General features: G+C 33.7%; 19 protein-coding genes. 14 read left to right on the top strand and 5 right to left on the bottom strand.

The window, feature by feature from the left end; genetic code table 11:
• Window positions 1-9 precede the first annotated feature (9 nt).
• Genes H8S01_RS02125 through H8S01_RS02110 form a run of 4 tightly spaced genes read left to right on the top strand, consistent with a single transcriptional unit; the run spans window position 10 to window position 2,645 of the window.
• Window positions 10-492, top strand: coding sequence for an Lrp/AsnC family transcriptional regulator (locus H8S01_RS02125; protein WP_186836007.1), 483 nt, complete (start codon window positions 10-12; stop codon window positions 490-492).
• Window positions 489-1,646 carry a pyridoxal phosphate-dependent aminotransferase gene (locus tag H8S01_RS02120; protein WP_186836006.1) on the top strand — a complete coding sequence of 386 codons (1,158 nt, stop codon included), beginning with the start codon at window positions 489-491 and terminating at the stop codon, window positions 1,644-1,646. The genes H8S01_RS02125 and H8S01_RS02120 overlap by 4 nt, the downstream gene beginning before the upstream one ends.
• A 12-nt stretch (window positions 1,647-1,658) precedes the next feature.
• On the top strand, window positions 1,659-2,126 hold the full coding sequence (locus H8S01_RS02115) for a chemotaxis protein CheX (RefSeq protein WP_021865201.1): 468 nt from the start codon (window positions 1,659-1,661) through the stop codon (window positions 2,124-2,126).
• Between the two features lie 18 nt (window positions 2,127-2,144).
• A complete protein-coding gene (locus H8S01_RS02110) occupies window positions 2,145-2,645 on the top strand; it encodes a tRNA (cytidine(34)-2'-O)-methyltransferase (RefSeq protein WP_021865200.1) in 501 nt (166 codons plus the stop codon).
• Window positions 2,646-2,720: 75 nt separating this feature from the next.
• Here H8S01_RS02110 and H8S01_RS02105 read toward each other — a convergent pair whose 3' ends face one another.
• From H8S01_RS02105 to H8S01_RS02095, 3 genes are read right to left on the bottom strand one after another with little or no spacing between them, the layout of a single operon-like run.
• Window positions 2,721-4,160 carry a sensor histidine kinase gene (locus H8S01_RS02105; RefSeq protein ID WP_021865199.1) on the bottom strand — a complete coding sequence of 480 codons (1,440 nt, stop codon included), beginning with the start codon at window positions 4,158-4,160 and terminating at the stop codon, window positions 2,721-2,723.
• 13 nt (window positions 4,161-4,173) lie between these two features.
• On the bottom strand, window positions 4,174-4,875 hold the full coding sequence (locus H8S01_RS02100) for a response regulator transcription factor (RefSeq protein WP_186836005.1): 702 nt from the start codon (window positions 4,873-4,875) through the stop codon (window positions 4,174-4,176).
• A 27-nt stretch (window positions 4,876-4,902) separates the two neighbouring features.
• Entirely contained in the window at window positions 4,903-7,266 is a 2,364-nt protein-coding gene (locus tag H8S01_RS02095) for an endonuclease MutS2 (protein ID WP_186836004.1), read from the bottom strand.
• Between the two features lie 217 nt (window positions 7,267-7,483).
• Between H8S01_RS02095 and H8S01_RS02090 the strand changes: the two genes are divergently transcribed.
• The 10 genes from H8S01_RS02090 to H8S01_RS02045 all read left to right on the top strand — a co-directional run bounded on the left by H8S01_RS02090 (window position 7,484) and on the right by H8S01_RS02045 (window position 21,272).
• The gene (locus tag H8S01_RS02090) at window positions 7,484-8,719 is read left to right on the top strand and encodes a S1C family serine protease (RefSeq protein ID WP_186836003.1); all 1,236 of its coding nucleotides are present in this window, start codon (window positions 7,484-7,486) and stop codon (window positions 8,717-8,719) included.
• Between the two features lie 69 nt (window positions 8,720-8,788).
• Entirely contained in the window at window positions 8,789-9,730 is a 942-nt protein-coding gene (locus tag H8S01_RS02085; RefSeq protein ID WP_021865195.1) for a 3'-5' exoribonuclease YhaM family protein, read from the top strand.
• A 27-nt stretch (window positions 9,731-9,757) separates the two neighbouring features.
• The gene (gene rlmD, locus H8S01_RS02080; RefSeq protein WP_186836002.1) at window positions 9,758-11,473 is read left to right on the top strand and encodes a 23S rRNA (uracil(1939)-C(5))-methyltransferase RlmD; all 1,716 of its coding nucleotides are present in this window, start codon (window positions 9,758-9,760) and stop codon (window positions 11,471-11,473) included.
• A gap of 275 nt (window positions 11,474-11,748) precedes the next feature.
• Window positions 11,749-12,459: a replication initiation protein gene (locus H8S01_RS02075; protein WP_186836001.1), complete on the top strand. Its 711-nt coding sequence runs from the start codon at window positions 11,749-11,751 to the stop codon at window positions 12,457-12,459.
• A gap of 190 nt (window positions 12,460-12,649) precedes the next feature.
• Window positions 12,650-14,563 (top strand): site-specific DNA-methyltransferase, encoded by a 1,914-nt coding sequence (locus H8S01_RS02070; RefSeq protein ID WP_186836000.1) that lies wholly within the window; start codon window positions 12,650-12,652, stop codon window positions 14,561-14,563.
• Entirely contained in the window at window positions 14,564-16,765 is a 2,202-nt protein-coding gene (locus H8S01_RS02065) for a DEAD/DEAH box helicase (protein ID WP_186835999.1), read from the top strand.
• Between the two features lie 84 nt (window positions 16,766-16,849).
• Complete coding sequence (locus H8S01_RS02060) at window positions 16,850-18,592, top strand: site-specific DNA-methyltransferase (protein ID WP_186835998.1); 1,743 nt, start codon at window positions 16,850-16,852, stop codon at window positions 18,590-18,592.
• A 263-nt stretch (window positions 18,593-18,855) separates the two neighbouring features.
• Entirely contained in the window at window positions 18,856-19,653 is a 798-nt protein-coding gene (locus tag H8S01_RS02055; protein WP_186835997.1) for a hypothetical protein, read from the top strand.
• A gap of 69 nt (window positions 19,654-19,722) precedes the next feature.
• Window positions 19,723-20,613 (top strand): type II toxin-antitoxin system PemK/MazF family toxin, encoded by an 891-nt coding sequence (locus tag H8S01_RS02050; RefSeq protein WP_186835996.1) that lies wholly within the window; start codon window positions 19,723-19,725, stop codon window positions 20,611-20,613.
• A gap of 437 nt (window positions 20,614-21,050) precedes the next feature.
• Window positions 21,051-21,272, top strand: a complete 222-nt coding sequence (locus H8S01_RS02045; RefSeq protein ID WP_186835995.1) for a hypothetical protein — start codon at window positions 21,051-21,053, stop codon at window positions 21,270-21,272.
• A gap of 87 nt (window positions 21,273-21,359) precedes the next feature.
• Here the strand turns inward: H8S01_RS02045 and H8S01_RS02040 are convergent, their stop codons facing one another.
• Together H8S01_RS02040 and H8S01_RS02035 are read right to left on the bottom strand one after the other, a co-directional pair.
• Complete coding sequence (locus H8S01_RS02040; protein WP_186835994.1) at window positions 21,360-21,926, bottom strand: DUF6037 family protein; 567 nt, start codon at window positions 21,924-21,926, stop codon at window positions 21,360-21,362.
• A gap of 726 nt (window positions 21,927-22,652) precedes the next feature.
• Window positions 22,653-23,963, bottom strand: a complete 1,311-nt coding sequence (locus tag H8S01_RS02035; protein ID WP_186835993.1) for a sensor histidine kinase — start codon at window positions 23,961-23,963, stop codon at window positions 22,653-22,655.

The raw sequence follows: 23,963 nt of genomic DNA, 5'->3' as shown, positions 1-23,963 counted from the left end.
GATTATGATATGAGAGAAAAGATTTTAAATATGCTTGAAAAAAATTCAAGAATAGATATAAAGGATATGGCTGTTATGCTGGGGATAAGCGAGCCGGAGGTAGCCAATGAAATCGCTGAGATGGAAAAAGAGCATATTATATGCGGATATAATACAATAATTGACTGGGATAAAACGAGTGAAGAAAAGGTTACGGCACTTATTGAGGTTAAGGTTACGCCACAGAGAGGGCTTGGATTTGACAGCATTGCTGAAAGAATATACCAGTATGATGAGATAACTTCTGTATATCTTATGTCAGGCGGATTTGATTTTACGGTTATTATTGAGGGAAAGACAATGAAATCTGTAGCACAGTTTGTCGCCAATAAGCTTGCACCGCTTGATTCGGTATTAAGCACTTCAACACATTTTGTATTGAAAAAATATAAAGATTATGGAAAAGTTCTTGGCGAACCTGAGAAAGACGAAAGGATGCCGGTGACACCATGAGAGATGCTTTATCTAAAAAAATTGTTGATATTGAGCCTTCTGGAATACGTAAATTTTTCGATATAGTAAGTGAAATGCCTGATGCAATATCGCTTGGTGTCGGGGAACCTGATTTTGACACCCCTTATCGTGTAAGGGAAGAGGGCATTTATTCGCTTGAAAAAGGTCGCACATTTTATACGTCAAATGCCGGTTTAAAAGAGTTAAGGGATGAGATAAGCCGTTATATTGCAAGAAAATATAATTTGAATTATAGTGCCGAAGATGAGATAATGGTCACAGTAGGAGGAAGCGAAGCGATAGATGTTGCACTTCGTTGCATGGTTGATCCGGGGGATGAAGTACTGATTCCGCAGCCATGTTATGTATCTTATGTCCCATGTGCGGTTATGGCAGATGCAAAGCCGGTGGCTATTGAGTTAAAAGCCGAGAACGAATTCAAGCTTACAAAAGAAGAACTTATAGCATCAATAACAGATAAGACTAAGATACTTATACTTGCATATCCTAATAACCCGACAGGTGCTATTATGACAAAGGAGGAGCTTGCAGAGCTTGTACCTGTTATAATTGACAATGATTTGTATGTTATTTCTGATGAGATTTATTCAGAGCTTACATATGGCAGCAGGCATTGCTCTATAGCATCATTTCCGGGAATGAAGGAAAGAACTGTAGTCATAAATGGATTTTCAAAAGCATTTGCAATGACAGGATGGAGACTTGGGTATGCCTGTGCACCGAAAAATATCATGACGCAGATGATAAAGCTTCATCAGTTTGCGATAATGTGTGCTCCCACAAACAGCCAGTTTGCTGCGGTTGAAGCGATGCGTAACTGTGATGATGAAGTCGGAAAGATGGTTGAGGCATACGACCAGAGAAGAAGATTTCTACTTAATGCATTTAAGGAAATGGGAATAGAATGTTTTGAGCCATATGGTGCATTTTACGTATTTCCATCAATTAAAAAGTTTGGCATGACATCGGATGAGTTTGCTAACAGACTGTTGTTTGAGCAGAAGCTTGCCGTTGTGCCGGGAACTGCATTCGGAGCTTCGGGTGAGGGTTTTGTCAGAATTTCGTATGCTTATTCTGTTGAGAAACTGAAAGCAGGACTTGAGAGGATAGAAAATTTTATAAAGAACTTGTAGGAGAAAAAAACAATGACTGGAATAAATGTTGATTATATTAATCCGTTCTTAATGGCGGCAACGGGGATTATTAAAGATATATGTCAGATTGAAATGAAGATTGGCAAACCTTATGTAAAGGAGACAGCGTTTGCGGATGATTCAGTTATTATTATGATTGGTATTACGGGAGAGATGCGTGGTCAGGTTATGATTGTTCTTTCATATACAAAGGCACTTGAAATTGCATCTAAGATGATGATGGGGATGCCGGTTGAAAAACTTGATGAAATGTCTATTAGTGCAATCAGTGAACTTGGTAATATGATTATGGGTAATGCTGCGACAATATTTTCAACAAAAGGAATACTTATAGATATTACACCGCCTACGGTCTGTCGTGGTAATCTTACCATTGCACAGTCATTTGCACAGAATATATGTGTACCTTTAAGCGGCGGCGATATAACAATTGAACTTGACGTTGCTGTCAAGGCCTGATAGAAAAGAGGCACATAAATGCTTAATATTGTATTACACGAACCTGAAATGCCTGCAAATACAGGAAATATAGGAAGAACATGCGTTGCAGCAGGTGCAAGGCTGCACCTTATAGAGCCTTTGGGATTCAGTATCAATGATAAGATGGTAAAAAGAGCCGGTCTTGATTATTGGGATAAACTTGATGTGACAGTTTATGATGATTTTAATGATTTCTGTGAGAGGAATCCGGGAGCTAAGATTTATATGGCTACAACAAAAGCACATAAGACATATACCGAGGTTTCTTATGAGCCGGACTGCTATATAATGTTTGGTAAAGAAAGTGCCGGAATTCCTGAGGAAATTCTTGTGGATCATGAAGATACCTGTGTAAGGATTCCAATGATTGGAGATATCCGTTCACTTAATCTTTCCAATTCCGTTGCCATTGTTTTGTATGAGGCTTTAAGACAGAATAATTTTGATCATATGAATCAGGAAGGTCATCTGCACCGACTTGAGTGGCATGATGAGTAAAATTACAGCCGTGGAGTGTGTTAGTTATCACAACCACGGCTGATTTTGACTGCTTTTTGTTGTTTCAGACTGTTTTTAAGTGTTTTCAGCTGATTTTGCAATTGGCAGTGAGAATATGAATTCTGTTCCGACGCCGACTGTACTGATTACGTCAATATTTTCATTATGTGCAAGAAGGGTCTCTTTTACGATTGACAGACCAAGACCAGAACCTTTTTTATCACGTCCGCGGGATGAATCTGACTTGTAAAATCTGTCCCAGATTCTGTCAATATTTTCTTTGGAAATACCGGCACCGGAATCTTTTACTGAAATATAGGCTTTTTCACCTTTTTCTTTAACTGAAATAAATATATTTGAGTTTTCTGAACTGAATTTGATAGAATTATCTACAAGATTGTAAATAACCTGTCCGATTTTTACTTTATCAGCACTGACCAGTTCTTTTTCTGCGGAAAAAGTAAGCTGGAACTGGATTTTTTTCTTTTTGCAGGTTCCCTCAAATGTTTCTATTGTATGTTTTATAAGAGCATTAATATCAAAGCTGCTTATGTCGAGACGAACTGATTTGGGGTCAAGTTCGTTTAACGTAAGGATATTACTTGTAAGTTTTGTAAGGCGGTCAGTTTCAAACAGCACAATATTGATATATTTATTAATCATTTCCGGTGGAATAGTTCCGTCAGCAATCGCTTCGAGATAACCCTTGATTGATGTGAGCGGTGAGCGGAAGTCGTGTGAAATATTTGAAAGGAACTTCTGCTGGAACTGGTCCATCTCATTAATCTGTGTTGCCATGTAATTAAGCGAAGCAGAGAGCTGTCCAATCTCGTCATTATGTCCGACAGCAACTTTATATGAAAGATTACCGCGGCCATATTCTTTGATGGCATTGGTAATGTCTTTCAGAGGATTATGTATATGTATAATATACAGTATGATAAAAGCTGAGTTTAAAACAAGTATTATGAGAAGTGTTATATAGTTAGTGTTGAATGTTGTATACACACGGTCTGTTATAACAGATTCCGGCATATGGACAACGACATAGCCTTTCATGACAAATTTATTTGTAATAGGTGCGAATACGGAAACATTTTTTTCTGTAAATACACCATAGAAGTTACCATTCATTGAGTGATTGGTACCAAGCTTACTTACATCAAAATTGTTGATTGTATACAGGATACCATTTTCGTCAACTTCTTCATTCATATTGTTGTATTGTGTGTCAAGTATTACATTGCCATCCATGTCAACAAACATGATTCTTGAATGGTCAAGTTCGGTTATTGTATGAAGTTCAAGCTGTATGAGCTTCAATTTGTCATTGCTGAAGTAGTCCGGGGCAAATTCGGCAGCTATTGATACTGCCTGCCGGTACATGTTTTCAGTCTGTTCTGAATATACACGATTGTAATCTATTTTGTATGATATGACAGTTACACCTACAAAACCTATAATTGCAACGGAAACATATATGAGAATATATTTGGTTAATAGATTAAATTTCATATGATATACTCCATTATTTTGTAACAAATTTGTAGCCGATGCCCCATACTGTATCTATTGCCCAATGTGCATGGTCTTTGATTTTTTCACGGATACGCTTGATATGTACATCTACTGTTCTTGTATCACCGATATATTCATATCCCCATATATTGTCAAGAAGCTGCTCTCTCGTAAATACCTGATTAGGAGATGAGGCGAGAAAGTAGAGCAGTTCAAGTTCTTTTGGAGGCATTTCAACGTTTTTGCCATAATAAAGCACAGAATAATTGCCAAGATTGATTGTAAGGTCAGGATATTCAACAACCTGTGATGGCTTTTCTGGGACGGATGTGGCTGTCGGCTGCTGGTAACGTCGGAGTACGGCTTTAACACGTGCGACAAGCTCTTTTGTCTCAAATGGTTTTATCATGTAATCGTCAGCACCAAGTTCAAGACCGAGAACTTTATCGAATGTCTCACCCTTTGCTGAGAGCATGATTATAGGAATATTGTTTGTTTTTCTGATTTCACGGCATACCTGATAACCGTCAATGCCGGGAAGCATAAGATCGAGAAGTATCAGATCCGGTTTGAATATATTAACCTGTTCCAATGCAGATTCGCCGTCATATACTATCTTTGTCTCAAAACATTCTTTTGTAAGATACAAAGATATAAGTTCCGCAATATTTTCATCATCATCGACAATGAGTATTTTTTGTTTAACTGCCATGCTAAAGCCTCCTTTATTATTTGCTTTTTATTTGAATTCTACGATTGTAACGCCGGCATCACCTTCACCGACTTCGCCAAGACGGAATGATTTTACATATGGAACACCTTTTAAGTAGCTTGCAACACCATTTCTTAATGCACCTGTTCCTTTTCCGTGGACAATACGTACCTGTGCGATTTTTGCAATGTATGCATCATCAAGATATTTGTCAAGTTTTGCAACAGCTTCGTCAACGGTAAGTCCTAAAAGGTTGATTTCCGGTGAGATTGAAGCTGATTTTGACATCTTTATGCGGCTTGAGCCGCCTGTTTTTATTGTAGTCTTTTCTTCAGGGTCTTTGTATCCTGTTACAATTTCCAGATTGTTTATTTTGGTCTTGGTTGTAAGACTTCCAACGCCAACTGTTACTTCACCTTTTGGATTCGGTGCAGAAAGAATTGTGCCGATTACATTCATGCTGAGTACGCGTACATGCATGCCCTCTTTTAATTCTGCGGCAGATACAGGCTTGTGCGACTTTGGTGCAGTAGTCTTAACTGCGAGTTTTTCCTGCCTTTTATTCATTTTGTCACGGACAGCACTTCTTTGCTTTTCAAGCTCTTTTACGCTCATGCCGTGTTTGTTCATAGTCTTTATTGTCTCGTCGGCATATTCTTTTGCTTCACGTAGGATTTCTGCAGCTTCTTCATTGGCTTTACGGATAATCTTATCTGTTCTTTCATCGAGACGCTTTGATTTGGCAGCAGCTTCTGCTTTGAGTCTGCGTATCTGGTCTTTGTATTCTTTTATCTCAGCCTGCTCTTTTTCTATTGTTATACGGCTGTTTTCAAGGTCTGTGAGCAGATCTTCAAAGTGAATATCGTTTGCGTCAATACGGCTTGATGCATCATCAATTATATAAGATGGAAGACCGAGTTTTCTTGAAATTGCAAATGCATTACTTTTTCCCGGAACACCAATTAAAAGTCTGTAAGTAGGTGAAAGCGTTGCAACATCGAATTCACAGCTTGCATTTTCCACGCCTTCCGTTGTAAGTGCAAATACCTTTATTTCACTGTAATGTGTAGTAGCCATCGTTGTTATATCTTTGTTGTGAAGGTCGGATAAAATTGCAATTGCGAGTGCTGCACCTTCTGTCGGGTCAGTACCGGCACCAATTTCATCAAAAAGTATAAGGCTGTTTTCGTCAGCTTCCTTTAAAATACTTACAGTGTTAGTCATATGTGATGAAAATGTAGAAAGGCTCTGTTCAATACTTTGTTCATCACCAATATCTGCAAAAATATTATCAAATACGGCAATCTGTGAGTGGTCCATGGCAGGAATATGAAGTCCTGATTGTGCCATGAGAGTGAGAAGTCCGACTGTTTTTAAAGAAACAGTCTTACCGCCTGTGTTAGGACCTGTTACGATAAGCAGGTTAAAATCTTTTCCCAGATAAATGTCAATTGGAACGACAGTTTTTGCCGGAATAAGAGGGTGTCTGCCTTTTTTGATATTAATGTATTTATCAGTGTTCATTATAGGACAGCTGCATTTGTAAAACTTAGACAGCTGTGCTTTTGCAAATATAAAGTCAAGTGTGACAAGGATAGTGTAATCCGATTGCAATTCATCTGTATATGCGGATGCTTCAGCACTGAGTGCTGCAAGAATACGCTCGATTTCGGCCTGTTCTTTAAGTTCAAGTTCACGAATGTCATTATTTAACTTAACGACAGCTGCCGGTTCAATAAAAATTGTTGAGCCGGTTGCAGACTGGTCATGAATCATTCCGGCAATCTGTGATTTGTATTCGGCCTTTACGGGAAGGCAATATCTGCCCTGCCGCATGGTTATGACATAATCCTGCAGACACGATCTTGTTGACGGTGAATTGAGAATTTTATTAAGTTCAGTGTGAATACGGTCTGCCGAAATACGCATCTGGCGGCGGATGTCACGCAGAGTGCCGCTTGCGTCATCGCTTATTTCTTCCTCGGAAATAATACAGTTTTTAATCTGTGTATTGAGTGGTGTAAGAGGTTCAAGTGAGTTGAAATAATCTGTGAGTGAATCATTAGTTTCCTCGTAATGCGATTTTGCAGCTGCGGCAGTAGTAAGAACTGCACTTATATTCAGAAGTTCGTGTGTATTTAACGTGCTTCCGACCTCAAGACGCTTAATGCTGTCAATAATATTAGTAACTCCAGAAAATGATACACTGCCTTTTGCATATATTCTGGAGAGTGCATCGCTTGTCTGTGTAAGTGCGTCGTTAATTGAGTTGATATCAGTCATGGGTTTTAAATCAGCACACATTTTTCTGGCAGCTTCACTGCCGGCATAAGATGATAATTTTTCTATAATTTTATGATATTCAAGTGTTTTAAGTGACTTGTAATCCATTATTTAAATTCTCCATTCAAAATCTGTTTAATATGGTTATTTTACATCATTCAGCTAAAAAAAGCTATACGCATTGTTGGGTCAGGTACTCTGGTAATATTAATTTACAAGTATGTCATAGAATGTTCATATTTATTTATTATAATAAAATAAGTTTGGAATTGTGAGCGTGTTTCTCATAGTTAGGAAAATACTTTAGAACGGAGTTTTGTTTCGTATGGATTATAATGGAAGAGATGAGAAGGAAACACAGGAAGCACAGGAAGAGTTTCCTTTATATACGGAAAGAATAATTATTAATCCTAAAGTTAAGTATAAAAAGCTGTTCAGTTTTTTGAAGTTTCTTGGCGGTGCGGTTATATTCGGAGTAATTGCATGTGCCGTAATTGTATTATTGTATCCATATTTTGATAAAAAGGTAAATGGAAACAATGAGCCAGCTGTTTCACTTGAGTTAAAAAAAGACCAATATATAGATGATTCCGTTGACGGCAGTCTTGACAATGTACGCCAGGATCAGGCAGATACTGACAGACTGGAGATAAAATCGACGGCACAGATTAATGAAGAAGCATCAAAGTGCATGGTGATATTTGAAAATGATGGCAGCCAGAATACAGGAATGAATGATTCAGTAGGTCTTATAATAGGTGATATAAATAATGCATATATTATAATAGCTGATTCATGTGTTTTGAATAATTATGATATGGCTGTCAAAGTAGGATTTAATGGCGGTGCATATGGAGAGGCAAAGCTTATCGGCAGTGATTCATACAGTAAAGTTTCATTGTTGTCAGTACAGAAAGATTCAATTAAAGCAGATTCAGATGCTGATATACAGGTGGCTGTGCTTGGCAATTCGTATAAGATGAAGGAAAATGACCCTGTTATTGCAATAGGACGCATAAATGGAAGTACAGGACAGACAAAATTTGGAAATATTACACAGATTACAGATGAGAGCAGTGTCGATAATACATTTGAGATGATGAGTATTGATATTATTCCATCATATGGCGACTATTGTTATATATTTAACAAAGGCGGCAATGTTGTAGGAATTGCAAGACCATCAGGTGATATGATGAAATTTCAGGCGGTTGGATTATCTGATTTAAAACCTCTTATTGAGACACTTTCAGCAAGCCCTGAGATTATATATCTTGGAATAAAAAGCACTAATGTGACATCAGTTACAGCTGAAAGATATAAGCTTCCGCTGGGAGTCTATATTACAGATGTGATTATGGACTCGCCGGCTTTTGAGGCAGGACTTCAATGCGGTGATATTATTACTGCTTTGAATGGAAATAGTGTTTTGACAATTCAGTCATTTAGTGAGAAACTATATCGGTGTGTGAACGGTGAGAATATCACACTGACAGTCAAAAGAGCCGGACGCGATGAGTATAGGGAACTTAATTTTTCCGTTGTGCTTTCTGTGAGATAACGGTATGTTCCGGTGGATTTTTGTGAAAATAATGAGTAAATATTTTAAAGAAGGAATAGGTAAAAGAAAATGCGTTATATTGAGACTTTAAAAGATGGTGAAAGAATAAGTGAGGTATATCTTTGCAAGTCAAAATCGACTGCGACAACAAAAGCGGGTAAAGAGTATGAAAATGTTATGCTTATGGATAAGACAGGCCAGCTTGATTCTAAAATCTGGGACCCTAATTCAGGCGGAATAAGTGACTTCGATGCACTTGATTATGTTGCGGTTACAGGACAGGTTACAAGTTTCAATGGAGCATTACAGTTAAAGATTGACAGAATCAGAAAGGCTGATGAGGGTGAATATATTGAATCTGATTATATTCCAAGCAGCCGTTTTAATATTGATGATATGTATAAAGAGCTTCTTCAGTTTGCAGGAAGTATTAAAAATACATATATTTCATCACTCTTAAAAGCTTTTTTTGTGGATGATGCGGACTTTATCAGAAAATTCAAGTCAGTTGCAGCCGGAAAGTCTGTTCATCACGGATTTGCAGGCGGACTTCTTGAGCACAGCCTTAGTGTGACAAGAATGTGTGATAAAATTGCATCAAATTATGATTTTCTTAACAGGGATCTGCTGGTTGCCTGTGGAATGCTTCACGACTGCGGTAAGGTAAGGGAACTTGCAGAATTTCCTAAAAATGATTATACGGATGAGGGGAATTTCCTCGGACATATTGTAATGGGATACGAGATGGTTACTCAGAAAATGAATCAGATAGAAGGATTTCCTGAAACATTGAAAGCGGAAATAGGTCATTGTATACTTGCACATCATCGTGAACTAGAGTATGGTTCGCCGAAAAAACCGGCAATAGCGGAGGCACTTGCTCTTGCATTTGCAGATGACTGTGATGCAAAAATGGAGACAATGCGTGAGGCACTTGAGGCGAAAGATACAAATGACTGGCTTGGATACAACAGATGGATTGATGCTAATATCAAGAGAACAATTGTGTAGATAAGAATTCATCTTATAGGAGAATTTATGTTAAAAAAAGACGATCAGGTTACGATTGAAATAGAAGATATAGGAACAGACGGTGCGGGAATAGGCAAAGCCGATGGTTATACACTTTTTGTAAAAGATGCGGTTATAGGTGATATTATAAAAGCCAAAGTTATTAAGGCAAAAAAGACATACGGATATGCAAGGCTCATGGAGATAATAACACCTTCTAAAGACAGGGTAGAACCTGTATGCCCTGTTGCAAGGCAGTGTGGCGGATGTCAGATTCAGCAGATGTCGTACTCAGCACAGCTTAAATATAAACAGAAGCTTGTCCGTGACAATCTGGCAAGAATCGGTGGAATAACAGATTGTGAAGTTCTTCCTGTAATAGGAATGGAGAATCCGTTTAATTACCGCAACAAAGCACAGTATCCGGTCGGAAGAAATAAGGACGGAAAAGTTGTAATTGGTTTTTACGCAGGAAGAACACACAGTATTGTAGATTATACGCAGTGTGCAATCGGTGCACCTGAAAATGCACAGATTCTTGAGAAAATCCGTACATTTATCAATGAAAACAATATAAGCGTTTATGATGAGCAGTCCCACAAGGGACTTATCCGTCATATTCTGATAAGAACAGGAAAACATACCGGTCAGATTATGGTATGTCTTATTATAAACGGTAAAACGCTTCCGCATGCTGACAAGCTGGCAGATTGTTTAAAAGATATCAGCGGAATGTCATCAATTATGATTAACATTAATAAGGAAAGAACTAATGTTATTCTTGGCAGTGAATGTTCAGTAATATGGGGGAATTCCTATATCGAGGACAGTATCTGCGGGATTATGTTTAGAATTTCACCACTCTCATTTTTTCAGGTCAATCCTGTGCAGACGGAAAAGCTTTATTGTAAAGCTCTTGAATATGCAGAACTTACGGGAAATGAGACGGTCTGGGATTTGTATTGCGGAATAGGAACAATATCGCTTCTTATGGCAACAAAGGCACGAAAGGTATACGGTGTCGAGATTGTTCCACAGGCGATAGAGGATGCAAAAAATAACGCACTCCGCAATTCTCTTAATAATGCTGAATTTTTTGTCGGCAAGGCAGAAGAGGTTGTGCCGCGTATTTATGATGAAGATATGAAGAAAGCGGAAAATGAGCCTGTTGATTCAAAAGAAAGTTCTGGATTGTCCGATTCAGCCTCCTTTGAGTCTGTAATGAGGATTAATCCTGATGTTGTGGTTGTTGACCCGCCTAGAAAGGGCTGCGATGAGACACTTCTTGATACGATTGTCAAAATGAATCCTAAGCGGATTGTGTACGTGAGCTGTGATTCGGCAACACTTGCACGCGACCTGAAATATCTTGCTGCTAATGGTTACGAGATAGATCGTGTTCAGCCTGTAGACCAATTCGCTCATACGGTGCATATAGAAACTGTAATTTTATTGTCCCGAACAGCTCCAGATGCAGTAATTAAGGTAAATCTTGATATGTCGGAATTAGATGTAACCAGTGCAGAAAGCAAGGCAACATATAAGGAAATACAGGAATATGTGCAAAATAAATATGGATTGCATGTAACAAATTTGTATATAGCACAAGTAAAACAGGAATTTGGAATTATAGAACGTAAAAACTATAATGTTGGTGCAGGTAAATCAAGAGTGCCACAAGTAACACCAGAAAAAAGGGAAGCTATTATAGATGCACTTAAATACTTCCAGATGATAGTTTAATTTAAATTCACGCACCATATATGGTGCGAAGTGTTTCTAATAATAATATGACTGTATTAAGAAAAAAGAAAAAAGTTGTATAGCTTTTTTATATTAAAAATCAGTAAAAAGGCTATACAGAAAAGAACTCCTTCGGGGGTTCTTTTTTACGTGATGCGTAAAATCAATTTTTCAAGCTAAAGTGTAAGTTTTATAGTTAAAGTGAAAAAAATAAAAAAATCTCACTTTTTACACTTTAACTGTCATATTAATTGTAAGAATAAAAAAAAGAAAAAATGATAGAAATAAATGAATTTGATATGCAACAAAAAGTTGCAGAATCGACTAAACTAATAAGAAATATTTTTGATAATAATTTTACAAAACGACAATTAGACATGGTATATGCCATAATCTCATTGGTAAAACCAACAGATGATGATTTTAAGACATATCATATATCATATAGTGCAATCGGAAAAATTTTTAATCCTCAAAATCCATATTGTGAAGTAACTGTTAATGATATAAATTTAGCTGTTAAAGACATAATGAATAAATCATTCAGAATAAAAACTGACAAAAAGCATTATCATTATATAGAATATGCAGAAGTGGATGAAGAAGAAAGGTACATAGATTTTAAATTAAGTGAAGATGTAAAACAATTTTATCTTAAATTGCGTAAAGAAGAATACGCAGTATTTTTGCTAAATGATATTGTAAAATTGTCAACAGTATTTCAATTAAATTTGTTCAAATGGTTATCCTGTAATTCAAATTTCAAAAATGATGTAAGTATATACATTGAAGATGCAAAACTTCGATTTTATGGTGATGCATCTATAAGAACAGCGGATTTTACAAGAAAATTAGATAGTGCAATTAAACAAATCAATAAAAAAACAAATTTAGATGTAAGTTATCAGCGTGTGAATAAAAGGGGAAGTAGAAAAATAGCTGTATTAAGATTTACTATAAAAAATAAATATAAAAGTGAAAAATAATACACCAAACAAAAAGATTTGCCATGCCAGTGCTTTTTCTGGCTCGGTAAATTTTTTGTGCGATAGACTGGAAATTGATGCATCAGCATCAAGGCGTGTAGCACATAAAGATATTTATATAGAATATAAGCTCATTTTATGCTAAAATATGTGTAAAGTAGGCTTTTTATAAGCAAAAAAGGAGGCTATTATGGCTAATTTGTCCAAAATCAAAAGAGATGATTTGATAGATAGAATTGAAGCATTAAAAACACAGTATAAAGATGATGAAGATACAAAATTACTTTTGAATACTGTTATAAATGAATTAACAGGGAAGAAATACGGATTAGTATGGGAACAGCATGAAGAAAATGTTGATAAAAAAATGGAGACCGCTATTCCAGTCTTTGATGAAATAAAAGAATGTGAAATTTGTGGTAATCCAGATGATGAAAAAATAAATTTTTTGTTAGAAGGCGATAATTTACACAGTCTTAAATTGTTGGAAAAAACACATAAAGGAAAGATAGATGTAATCTATATTGATCCACCATACAATACAGGAAATAAAGATTTTGTATATATGGATGAATTTGTTAAAAAAGAAGATGCATATAGACATTCTATGTGGTTATCTTTTATGAGCGAACGTTTAAATATTGCTTATGACCTATTAAAAGAAGATGGATTGATTTTTTTATCAATAGATGATAATGAATTTTCACAACTAAAAATATTAATGGACGAAATTTTTACAGAAGAAAATTTCGTCATTTCTATGCCAAGAATAACTAAAAAAAGTGGAAAAACTACAACAGCATATGCAAAAAATCATGATTATATTTTAGTGTACACAAAAAGAAATCAAGATATATTTGCAATGGAAGAACACGTTGATCCTGCCTTTAAATATTCAGATGAATTTGAAAAGGAAAGAGGCAAATATAAGTTAAATCAAACACTTGACTATGACAGCTTGCAATATAGTAGTAGTTTAGATTATCCACTTGAAATAGAAGGTGAAACATTCTATGCTGGTGGTGATATAGAAAAATGGAAAGAAAGAAAAGCAGGAAATCATAAACGTGCAGATTGGGCATGGAGATGGAGCAAAAAATTATTTGACTTTGGATATAAAAATGGTTTTGTAGTTATAAAAAGAAAAAATGATGGTTCTGCCAGAATATACACAAAAACATATCTTAATGCTAAAATTGATAAAGATGAAAATGGTGAACCTTGTATTATCTACAATAAGAGGACTAAGGCAACCAGTTCAATAGAATTTATAAATAATATTTATTCAAATGATAATGCAAAAAAGGATTTAAAGGCATTTGGATTAGAAGATGAATTTGATTATTCAAAACCAGTTGCATTAATTAAAAAATTGATAAAAGCATATTACAGAAAAGATGCAATAATATTAGATTTTTTTGCTGGCTCTGGAACAACAGGACAAGCAGTAATGGAATTAAATATAGAGGATGGTGGAAACAGAAGATTTATACTTTGTACAAATAATCAAAATAATATTTGCGAAGAAATTACATACAAGCGAATAGGTGATGTAATTAATACATATCACTACCAGAAATGCACAGAAGAAATTTTATTTGAACATGAAATAAAATTGAAAGACATTAAGGATTCAACAGAATTATTAGAAAATATAGAATCAATTAAAAAAGAAAATAAAAGTCAATTTAAGAAGTTTCAAATAAAGGTTGTTGATGGAATTATAAAATTAATAGGAAAAACTGAAATTTTAGATTTAACAGGTATTCCAGCAAATCTAAAATATTATAAAACAGATTTTGTTGATAAATACTCTGATGATCCAGATTACTTTATTGAAGATGCATTAATGGAACATATTGTTGAAATGATTCAGCTTGAAAATGGTATCAGTATAGACAATGATAAATATGTTGTTTTATTGACAGATGAAGATGCAGAGGAATTTGAAAGCAACATAGATAGTTACAATCCGATAAAAGTTTATATTGATGGAACAGTATTTTTATCCAGAAAAATAATGGATAAATTAGATACTGAAGGGGTGGAAGTATTACCTATTCCAGATTACTATTTCGCAAAAGACATTAAAGGGGGTAACTAAATGATCGGTGTAAAGAAAATTGATTTTCAAGATGAATGTGTTGATAAGATGATTTCATTAAGCAATACTTCAAAAGATGGTATTGTAATAAAATCACCTACTGGATCTGGAAAAACTATCATCCTGTTGAAATATATAGAAGCATATTTTAATAATTTTGATGAAGATACAGTATTTGTGTGGTTCTGCCCTGGTGCTGGTGATCTCGAAGAACAAAGCAAGGCAGAAATGGAAAAGCATATGAAGGACAGAGTAGCAAAGGATCTTGATGATACTTTAAGAAATGGCTTTGATGCTGGTGATACTGTTTTTATTAACTGGGAAAAAGTAAATAATGCTAATAAAAAGGCAATGACTGAATCAGAACATAAAAACCTTATCGATCAGATTGCAAAGGCACATAGAGCAGGTCTTAAATTTGTTATCATTGTTGATGAAGAACATGCATACAATACATCAAAATCACAGGCTGTTATTAATGAATTTAATTCAAAACTTATTATTCGTGTATCGGCTACAGCAAAGAAAAATAATAAGTTTGAATGGATTGAAATTGATGAAAGAGATGTAATAAATGCACAGCTTATTACAAAGGCTTTATATATTAATGAAGGTGTGACAGCAGGACATATTACAAACGAAAATGAATTACTTTTAAAACTTGCCGATGAAAAACGTAAGGCAATTCGTGATGAATATAAAAATATCGGTGTAGACATTAATCCATTAGTACTTATTCAATTTCCAGATAAATCAAAGGATTTAATAGAATCCATAGAAAAAATATTGAATGATATGGGTTATTCATATGAAAATAAAGCACTTGCAAAATGGATGAGTGATAAGTCGGATAAAATCAATCTTGATGAAATAAAGGCAAAGAATGGTGAACAGCAGTTTTTATTAATGAAACAGGCTGTTGCAACTGGATGGAACTGTACAAGAGCCAAGATACTTGTAAAACTTCGTGAAAATATGAGTGAAGATTTTCAGATCCAAACAATCGGAAGAATCCGAAGGATGCCAGAATCACATTTCTATAATAAAGAATTGCTTGATAATTGTTACCTTTACACATTTGATGAAGATTATAAGGAAAGTGTGAAAGCTGAATTATTTTCTGCCTACAGTGTAAAACGTATTAAATTAAAGGACAAATGCAAAGTATTTTCAATACAAAAAGAAAATAGGGATCAAGATGTTGCAGGTCTTGGGGATGCAGAAGTATTTAGAAGAATCAAAAAATTTATGACTGATAAATACCATTTAACAGCACCAACAAAGAATAAGCCAATGTTTGAAGCTGGAAAATATGATGTTACTGATAAAATCAAATATGATGTAAAGACAGGAAAAGAAGTATTAACCAGTGGATTATTAAAAGAAACTAATACAGTAGTACTCACAAAGGATGTAAAAACACATTATGATGGACTTGATTTTAAGCAGACAACGGATATGCTAAAATCTGAATTAAAAACAGATTATAGTACTGCATCAAGGGTATTAAAAAAATTATTTTATGGAATGAAAAATGGTGGCAAGTTATTAAAACTAACAACGACAGAATATTATGCATTTGTAATCAATAACAGGGATTTATTAAAGCATGATTTCAGAGAAGCAATGTCGCAGATTGTTGTAGATCCAAGTTTTAAGGTTGCACCAAAAACATCCGAATTTAAGATACCAGAGGAAGATTTATTTTTATATGATGATTCCATTGAAGATGTAAATGTATTATTATCAAATGCCTATGAAGATTACACAACAGATTGTTTCATAAAAGGGTTACGCTCTAAGCCAGAAAGGGTATTTGAACGCTATTGTGAAAAGACAGATAGAATAGAATGGGTATATAAGAATGGTGATAAAGGAGCAGAATATTTTTCTATTGTATACTATGATGGAATGATGAACCAGTGCTTATTTTATCCCGATTACATAATAAAAATGAAAGATAATTCTGTATGGATTATTGAAACAAAAGGCGGTGAATCTGACAGCGGATCAGATGAAAATATTGATAAGTATGCAGAGAAGAAATTCAATGCATTAAAGGAATATGCAAAACATCATCATATTAATTTTGGTTTTGTAAGAAATAAAAATGTTGATGATGAACCAAAACTATTTTTGAATAATACAGAATACATAGAAGAAATGACCGATAACTGGGAATGTATTGAAAATTTCTTCTAAGGAAAAATGCGGGAGACCGCATTTTTTTATTACAAAAGGCACTAAAAAAAATCATTCTCTTTGTAAACAACAAGGAGAATGAAAATGGCAAATATATCAAAACAAAAGAGGGAAGAATTTATTGCAAAAATAGAAGCATTGAAGCAAAAAGAAGCAATAGATGATACAGATAGATTACTATTAAATGATATTATAAATGAACTCAATGAAAAAAGATATGGGTTAGTCTGGGAGCAACACTCTGAGGCAGTAGATGATATGATGGTTAATAACATACCAGTATTTACAGAAGATAAAGATAAAAAAATAGTTTCAGCTCCAGACCTTCCATACAACTTTTTATTAGAAGGTGACAATTTACACAGTCTTAAATTGTTGGAAAAAACACATAAAGGAAAGATAGATGTAATCTATATTGATCCACCATACAATACAGGAAATAAAGATTTTATCTATGAAGATAGAATGGTTGGAAAAGATGATGGATATAGACATAGTAAATGGCTATCATTTATGAATGAAAGGTTAAAAATTGCAAAAAAACTTCTATCACAGCAAGGAGTTATTTTTATTTCTATTGATGATAACGAATATGGTCAATTAAAAATTTTATGCGATTCAATTTATAATGAAGAAAATTTTGTAGCTAATATTATATGGGCGAAAAATTCTGGAAATAATAATTCAGTCAATGTATCTATAAAAACAGAGTATGTATTAGTTTATGGAAATGATAAAAAGCACTTAGGAAAATCATTTTTTTTCCAAAGAAAAGAATCCTTTGATGATATATTAGCATTAGTGAAAAAATGTAAAGATAATGGTATGACACCAGAAGAAGCACAGGCAGAATTGAGAAATTATTATTTGAAAAATAAAAATATTCCTAATGGAACAAAACAGTATAAATATGTAGATGATGAATTTAGAATTTTTAGGATTTCAGATCTTGGGAATCCTTCTGATACAGCATATCAAAAACCAGAATACACATATGATTATATTAATCCATTAACAGGAGAAAAATGTGAAATACCAAAAAGAGGTTGGTTGTATAAAAAGAAAGATTTAGATAAAAAGGTGGCTGAAAATATAATATATTTCAAGGCAAAAGTTCCGCAGTTAAAAAGATATTTAGATTCTGTTGAATATGAAAATGTATCATCATTATTAATAAACAATGATTTAGGAAATAGGGATTTAGAAGGTGTAATAAATGAAAAAAGTTCTTTTTCCTATCCAAAACCAATATCTCTTATAAAAAAATGTATTAGTTGTAATTCGAATAAAGATATAACTGTTTTAGATTTCTTTGCTGGCTCTGGTACAACAGGACAAGCAGTGATGGATCTAAATATGGAAGATGGCGGTAGTAGAAAATTTATTTTATGTACCAATAATGAAAATAACATCTGTGAAGATGTGACATATCAAAGATTGAAAACAGTTATAACAGGGATAAGGAAAGATGGTAGCAAATATTCAGATGGCATTTCTGCAAATCTAAAATATTATAAAACCGATTTTGTAAGTAAGATTTCAAAAGATAAAGATTATTACATAGAAGATAAGATAACGCAACACATAAAGGAAATGATTGAACTTGAAAATGCAGTTGAGATAGACAATGATAAATATGTATTATTATTGACAGATGAAGAAGTGGATGCATTTGAACAGGATATGAAAAATAAGAATTTAAAAAAGGTTTATATAGATTCCACAATAATGTTATCTGGAAAAGCATTAAGCTACTTAGATGATAAGAAAGTAGAAGTAATTCCTATTCCAGATTACTATTTCCATAAAGATATAAATGCAGGTTAATGACCTGCTTTTTTACACTTGAAAAACACCACAACATATAGTTTTTTTGAAAATAGATAAACCACAATATGGTGTATGAGATTCGGCTGGAAATGATAGAAAAATATTTTTTTAGTAAAACATCATAGATGTAAAGTTGTCCTAAAATGTCATATGATGTCATATTGTGTTTTTGAAAATTACCACTTACAATATATTTGTAAGTACTTACGGAAGAAATTTTTGATATGAAGATATAAGAACTATGGCAGGAGGTAAATAAAATGTCAACAAGCGAATTAATAGATGCATATACAAAAGCATTTAATGGTGATTATTTAAAGAATATGCAAGTGATTCAAGTAGGATTAGAAGCTACATACAAATCTATAACAGGCAATGATGCCTATAAGCAAATGCAGGCATGGCAAAAAGTTTTAAATGATCCAGAAAGTTCTATTAATAAATCAATGCGTATGTGGTCGGAATTTTCTAAAAAGATTGATTATGAAAAACTGACAGGAATACAAGCAGGATTACAGCAACTCACGTTTCAGATGCCAAAAATAGATATGAGTGCATTTGAAGGCTTGCAATCTAATTTAGGAAAGTTATTAAATACAGAAAATATAATTAATTCAAAACTTTCGGAAGCTATTGAATATGCATATGAAACAGCAAGAGAAGAAGCTGGAGAGCCAGACATAGGCAAAGAAGAATTACAAAATGTTGTTAGGGAAGAAATTGAAAATGATACGCTCGGTGATGCAGTTATTCAAAACAGCAAATTTAAAGAACACTTCTATGCGGTTATAAAATTTATCCTTTTGAATGTAATTTTGCCCTTAGCTGTAAGTTTTATATATGATTTAGGAAAAGCACAAATTGGAAAACTTATAAAAAGCTCTGCTGAGAATGATGCACCTGTGATTTATGAAATTCACAATGAAAATACATATGTAAATATCATAGATCAGACAGATAAGAAATATCGTGTATTTTTCATTGATGACGATGGAAATGTGATAGATGGCTATACAGACAAAGAAAATATAGATATGAATTTTGAAGATGAAGAGTAAAATACGAATTTATAAAAGGGTTTGATTTTGGTATAATAAAATCATCACAAATAACAAAGGCGGGCTATTATGCCAAAAGAAAACATATTTTCTGGCAAGTATGAACCAGATCGGGACACTTGCACAGAAGCAAATGAAGATAATGTTGCCAGATTTAGAACAGCAATGTTAAAGTTAGACAGAATACATAATGAATCAAATGAACAGGATCTAACAGAAAACATTATGCAGTTATGTTCCAGAAATAATAAGACTGGTGAAAAAATTGATTTAAGTGTATCTTATGAATTTGAAGATGCAATGGATTGGTTAGAAAGAGTCTATAATGATGTAGATGCTGATTTGATGATAATAGCAATAGACGAATTAGCAAAGCGTTATGGATATACTGCAGATATGGATGAAAGTATTGAAATTGTGCAGGAAAAAAGATTGCATGCAACAGAAAGTTTTCCTGCATTAATCAATAGAATACAGACAACCTATGCAACAGTGCCAGCAAGTGAACAGAAGATATTAACACATAAAATAGCTGGTGGAATGAAATTGTATGAATTAGAAAGTAATGCGAGACCGAAGGTACATAGAGGTGAAATCTGGGCGGTAGAAGTTTCTACTGGTGTTGGAAGGGAAACAACAGGAATAAGATGGTCGCTTATAATATCAAATACAACTCATGCAAAAGTAAGTGATGCGGTAAATGTAGTGTATTTAGATGGAGAAGAACCAAAGAATCTAATGTCACAAATGAAAATAAATAATACAGATCTGGAATTTGGAACATTAACAAAACAACCAAGTAGAATAAATTTAACAGATCTGTATACAGTAGATAGGAAACGATTTAGGGATTGTAAGGGTAAAGTAACAAGTGCATTTATGCAAAAAGTAATGACAAGAATAGCAAGTCAGATTGGAATTACTTTGGATAGTGGCTCAACCATAGAAGATATTGATTAAATTTTTCAGTTATTGTCAAAAGCAAAATTACATATTATAATTGTCTTAGTGAAGATATGGAGATTATACATAATGCTATAAATTATTTATAGATCGTTTCAAATCGTAATTGATATGCTGGTGAACCAGATAGTACCAATAGAATATTGGTGTAGATTAAAGAACTTGGTATAGTGAAAACCCCCTTTAATTGAATTAAATTTTCACGCATTAAAACACATCTGGAAATAGGTGTGTTTTTTTAGTGCAAAAATATATTTTGGAGGAGGCAAGTTCTGGAAAATTGATTTTCAAAAAAGGCTATACAGAAATTTTTTATGATTTGAAAAACAGAATAAGACATATTAAATAATAAAAGGGGGATTCAATATGTCAGAATTGGAAGAAGAAAAAAATATTGTAAATATTGTGGTGAGGTAATAGATGAAGATTGTGTAGTGTGTCCTAAATGTGGGAAACAAATTGAATCGTTAAAAGATAATTCAATACCAGTAATAGTAAATAATAGTGCATCAGCTTCAGCGTCTGCATCAGCAACAGCAATGCAACCAGAAGAGAAGAAAAAGAAATATAATCATTTATTGGATTTTATTCTTATATGTTGCACAGGTGGTTTCTGGATTATCTGGATGATAGTAAGACCAAAATATGAATACTAAAAATGTATATGTGAACAAACCAGAGTTTAGGCTCTGGTTTGTTTTCTAAAGAAATGTATACAAATATTTTTAAAGCCTTTTGAAAAATTAATCCCAAGGATTTGTTAATCGTCTTTCGTCACGAGGAATATCAGACCATAATGAACTAATATTATTAGCACGACAATAATCTGCAACTTTTTTCCCTAAAAAAAATTCAGTTTTATCAAAATTATGGGCTTTACGTTTATCTGTTTTATGATCATTCCAACCACAAAAGTATATTTTATCTGCATCATCAACATGACGATAATGAAGATAATTTCGCAATTCTCTGTATGGAACACCTCGCATATTAGAGTGTAAAGGAGCATTTTGTGAAAGGAGACGGAGGAACGTAGCAGAATTAAAATGATCAGCTTTCCAATTTAAATTTAATAATGAACAAAGGGAATAGTAGTCATTATCTTGCATTTCAATATTAAAATCATCATCCATAGTTAAAACACATCCCCAGTTATGTGTATGAATTGCAACAAGAATTTCATAACCAGTTGAGACAATAGATAAAATAGTGTCAAATCTAAAACCATTATAATTAAAAAAATAATGTTCTTTATCTATGTCATGTGTTTTCATATCGGTAATCAAGGGTTTAAATGCAGGACATCTCATAGTCGTTTCCTCCTAAAAAATATGTTTATTGAAAATGGAACTTTAGTGAAAGTAACCTGTTGTGATAACGCAACTTATACAGGAAGAGTATATAAAACAACTATACAATTATGTAAAGACGATAATGATAGACCACATGCATTAGTATTTATATCTCAAGATAAGCGTTATATAAAACAGGAAGGTGAATTTGGTTGTGTATCACTTTGAGTAGATAAAATAAAATCTTTAGAAATTTTATAAAACCAAATTTTAAATTCACAATTTTATTGTATCTTAAAAAGGTAAAAATAACAATATATGTAAAGGCAGTTTATAGCTGTCTTTTTTTATGCTTATAAATCAAATTAGTATAAAAGCAAGGAAATTTTTATATTGCCCAAAAGTGTACTTTTTGAAACTACTAAAAAACGACTGATAAACAGTCACGAAATGTATGGACATCCCTTTATGGAACGTTCCAGTATTTATGTACACATTTTAAGACTAGTGAAGGAGCGTTAATCATGAAGAGGTATGGTTATTATAATTCCAAAGGCAGATATCTTGATGAAGAGTCAAGTTCGATTTGGTTAAATGAGCAAGAGAATTGGTACATATTGGATTGTGGATATGGTCTGCCAAATGGGAGGCTCGCGAGTATCTGTCTGGAAAACGGAGAGAGATTTTATACGTAAGGAGATGATTTTTATCCACATATGTTATTTCAGATATTCGTGAGCTTATCTACATCCCCAGGTTCCCCGTCATATTAATAGTCGCCTGAAAACGGAATTCTCTGTCGTCGGTGAAAAATCCGTATAGACCATGATATTTTTCCATGACGGAAATCATGCTCTGTACGCCAATTCCGTGGCCGGGACGATATGATACAGGAATACCGTCTTTAAAGACAGGTGCATATTTTGGAGATGAGCAGTAGCTGTTTGCAATATTTATACAGAGCTGTTCATTTTTTTCATAAATTTTTAAATTGATATAGCGTTGTTCAGCTTCAGAAATGTGTGTGCATGCATTGAGGGCATTTTCAAGAGCATTTGCAAGCAGGCTGCATAAATCTGCTATTTTAAATGAATCAAAATTTGATGCGGTGACATTAAAATTAACAGTTATGTTTTGGGCAGCAGCTTTGTCGGCATATGATGACAAAATCAGATTTATCGCTTCGTTGCTGCAATATCTGATAAAACGGCTGTTTTCAAGTCCGGTGCATATTTCATCAATATAAGAGAGAGCCTGTGAAGTTTCGTTATTTTCAATACAGTTTTTTATAAAATTCATATGGTGACGCAGGTCATGTCTGTATATAGAAGACTGTTTTTGCGAAAAGGACAGCTGTTCTATTTCTTTTGCAGCTTGTGAAGTTGCCGTCGTGAGCAACAGATTTTCGCGTTCAGCTTTATTTTTTTCATCGGAAAATTTTAACGATAACATTGATAATATAAAATAAAATACAACAATAAAACTGTCCATAAAATCTATGACAACAGCTCCGCCTGTATACAGCAAATCAGTGTATACAGTAAATGTGTATTCCAGAATATAATAAGCCAGAGGAAGCATGAAAAATAATAACAAAGCTTTCTTTGATTCATATTTCAGGCGGATTATGTACGGAGACATGTATTTGATAACGAGAATCATAAGCGGAATTGTGACAAGAATGGAAACAGTATCAGAAACCAGAGTATTACCGTCAAAAAATGATGCTGCAAGAGTTCCAAACCATTTTCTTGGTGTGCATAAAAGATATGCGGCAAGAACTGAGGTTACGGAAATTAATATATTTTTATGAAAATAAAAACATATTAATAAAACAAGTGGAATATGTATAAGGAGAGGATAACATTTATTAAGAACTGTTTCACCGAGGACAAAATAGAAAACAGCCTGAATTAACGCAAATAAAATAAGTGTAATTATATAAAAGCTGCTGTATTTTTTCCAGCTTATATCTGCGAGACATAATGATACAACGATTCCGAAAATTAATACAAATATATAGTTGGTTATATTTAAAATGACAGAAATATCCAT

This window comes from Lachnospira hominis (ex Liu et al. 2021) (assembly GCF_014287955.1).
Lineage (GTDB): Bacteria > Bacillota > Clostridia > Lachnospirales > Lachnospiraceae > Lachnospira > Lachnospira hominis.
This window is presented reverse-complemented; position numbering and strand designations above follow the sequence as displayed.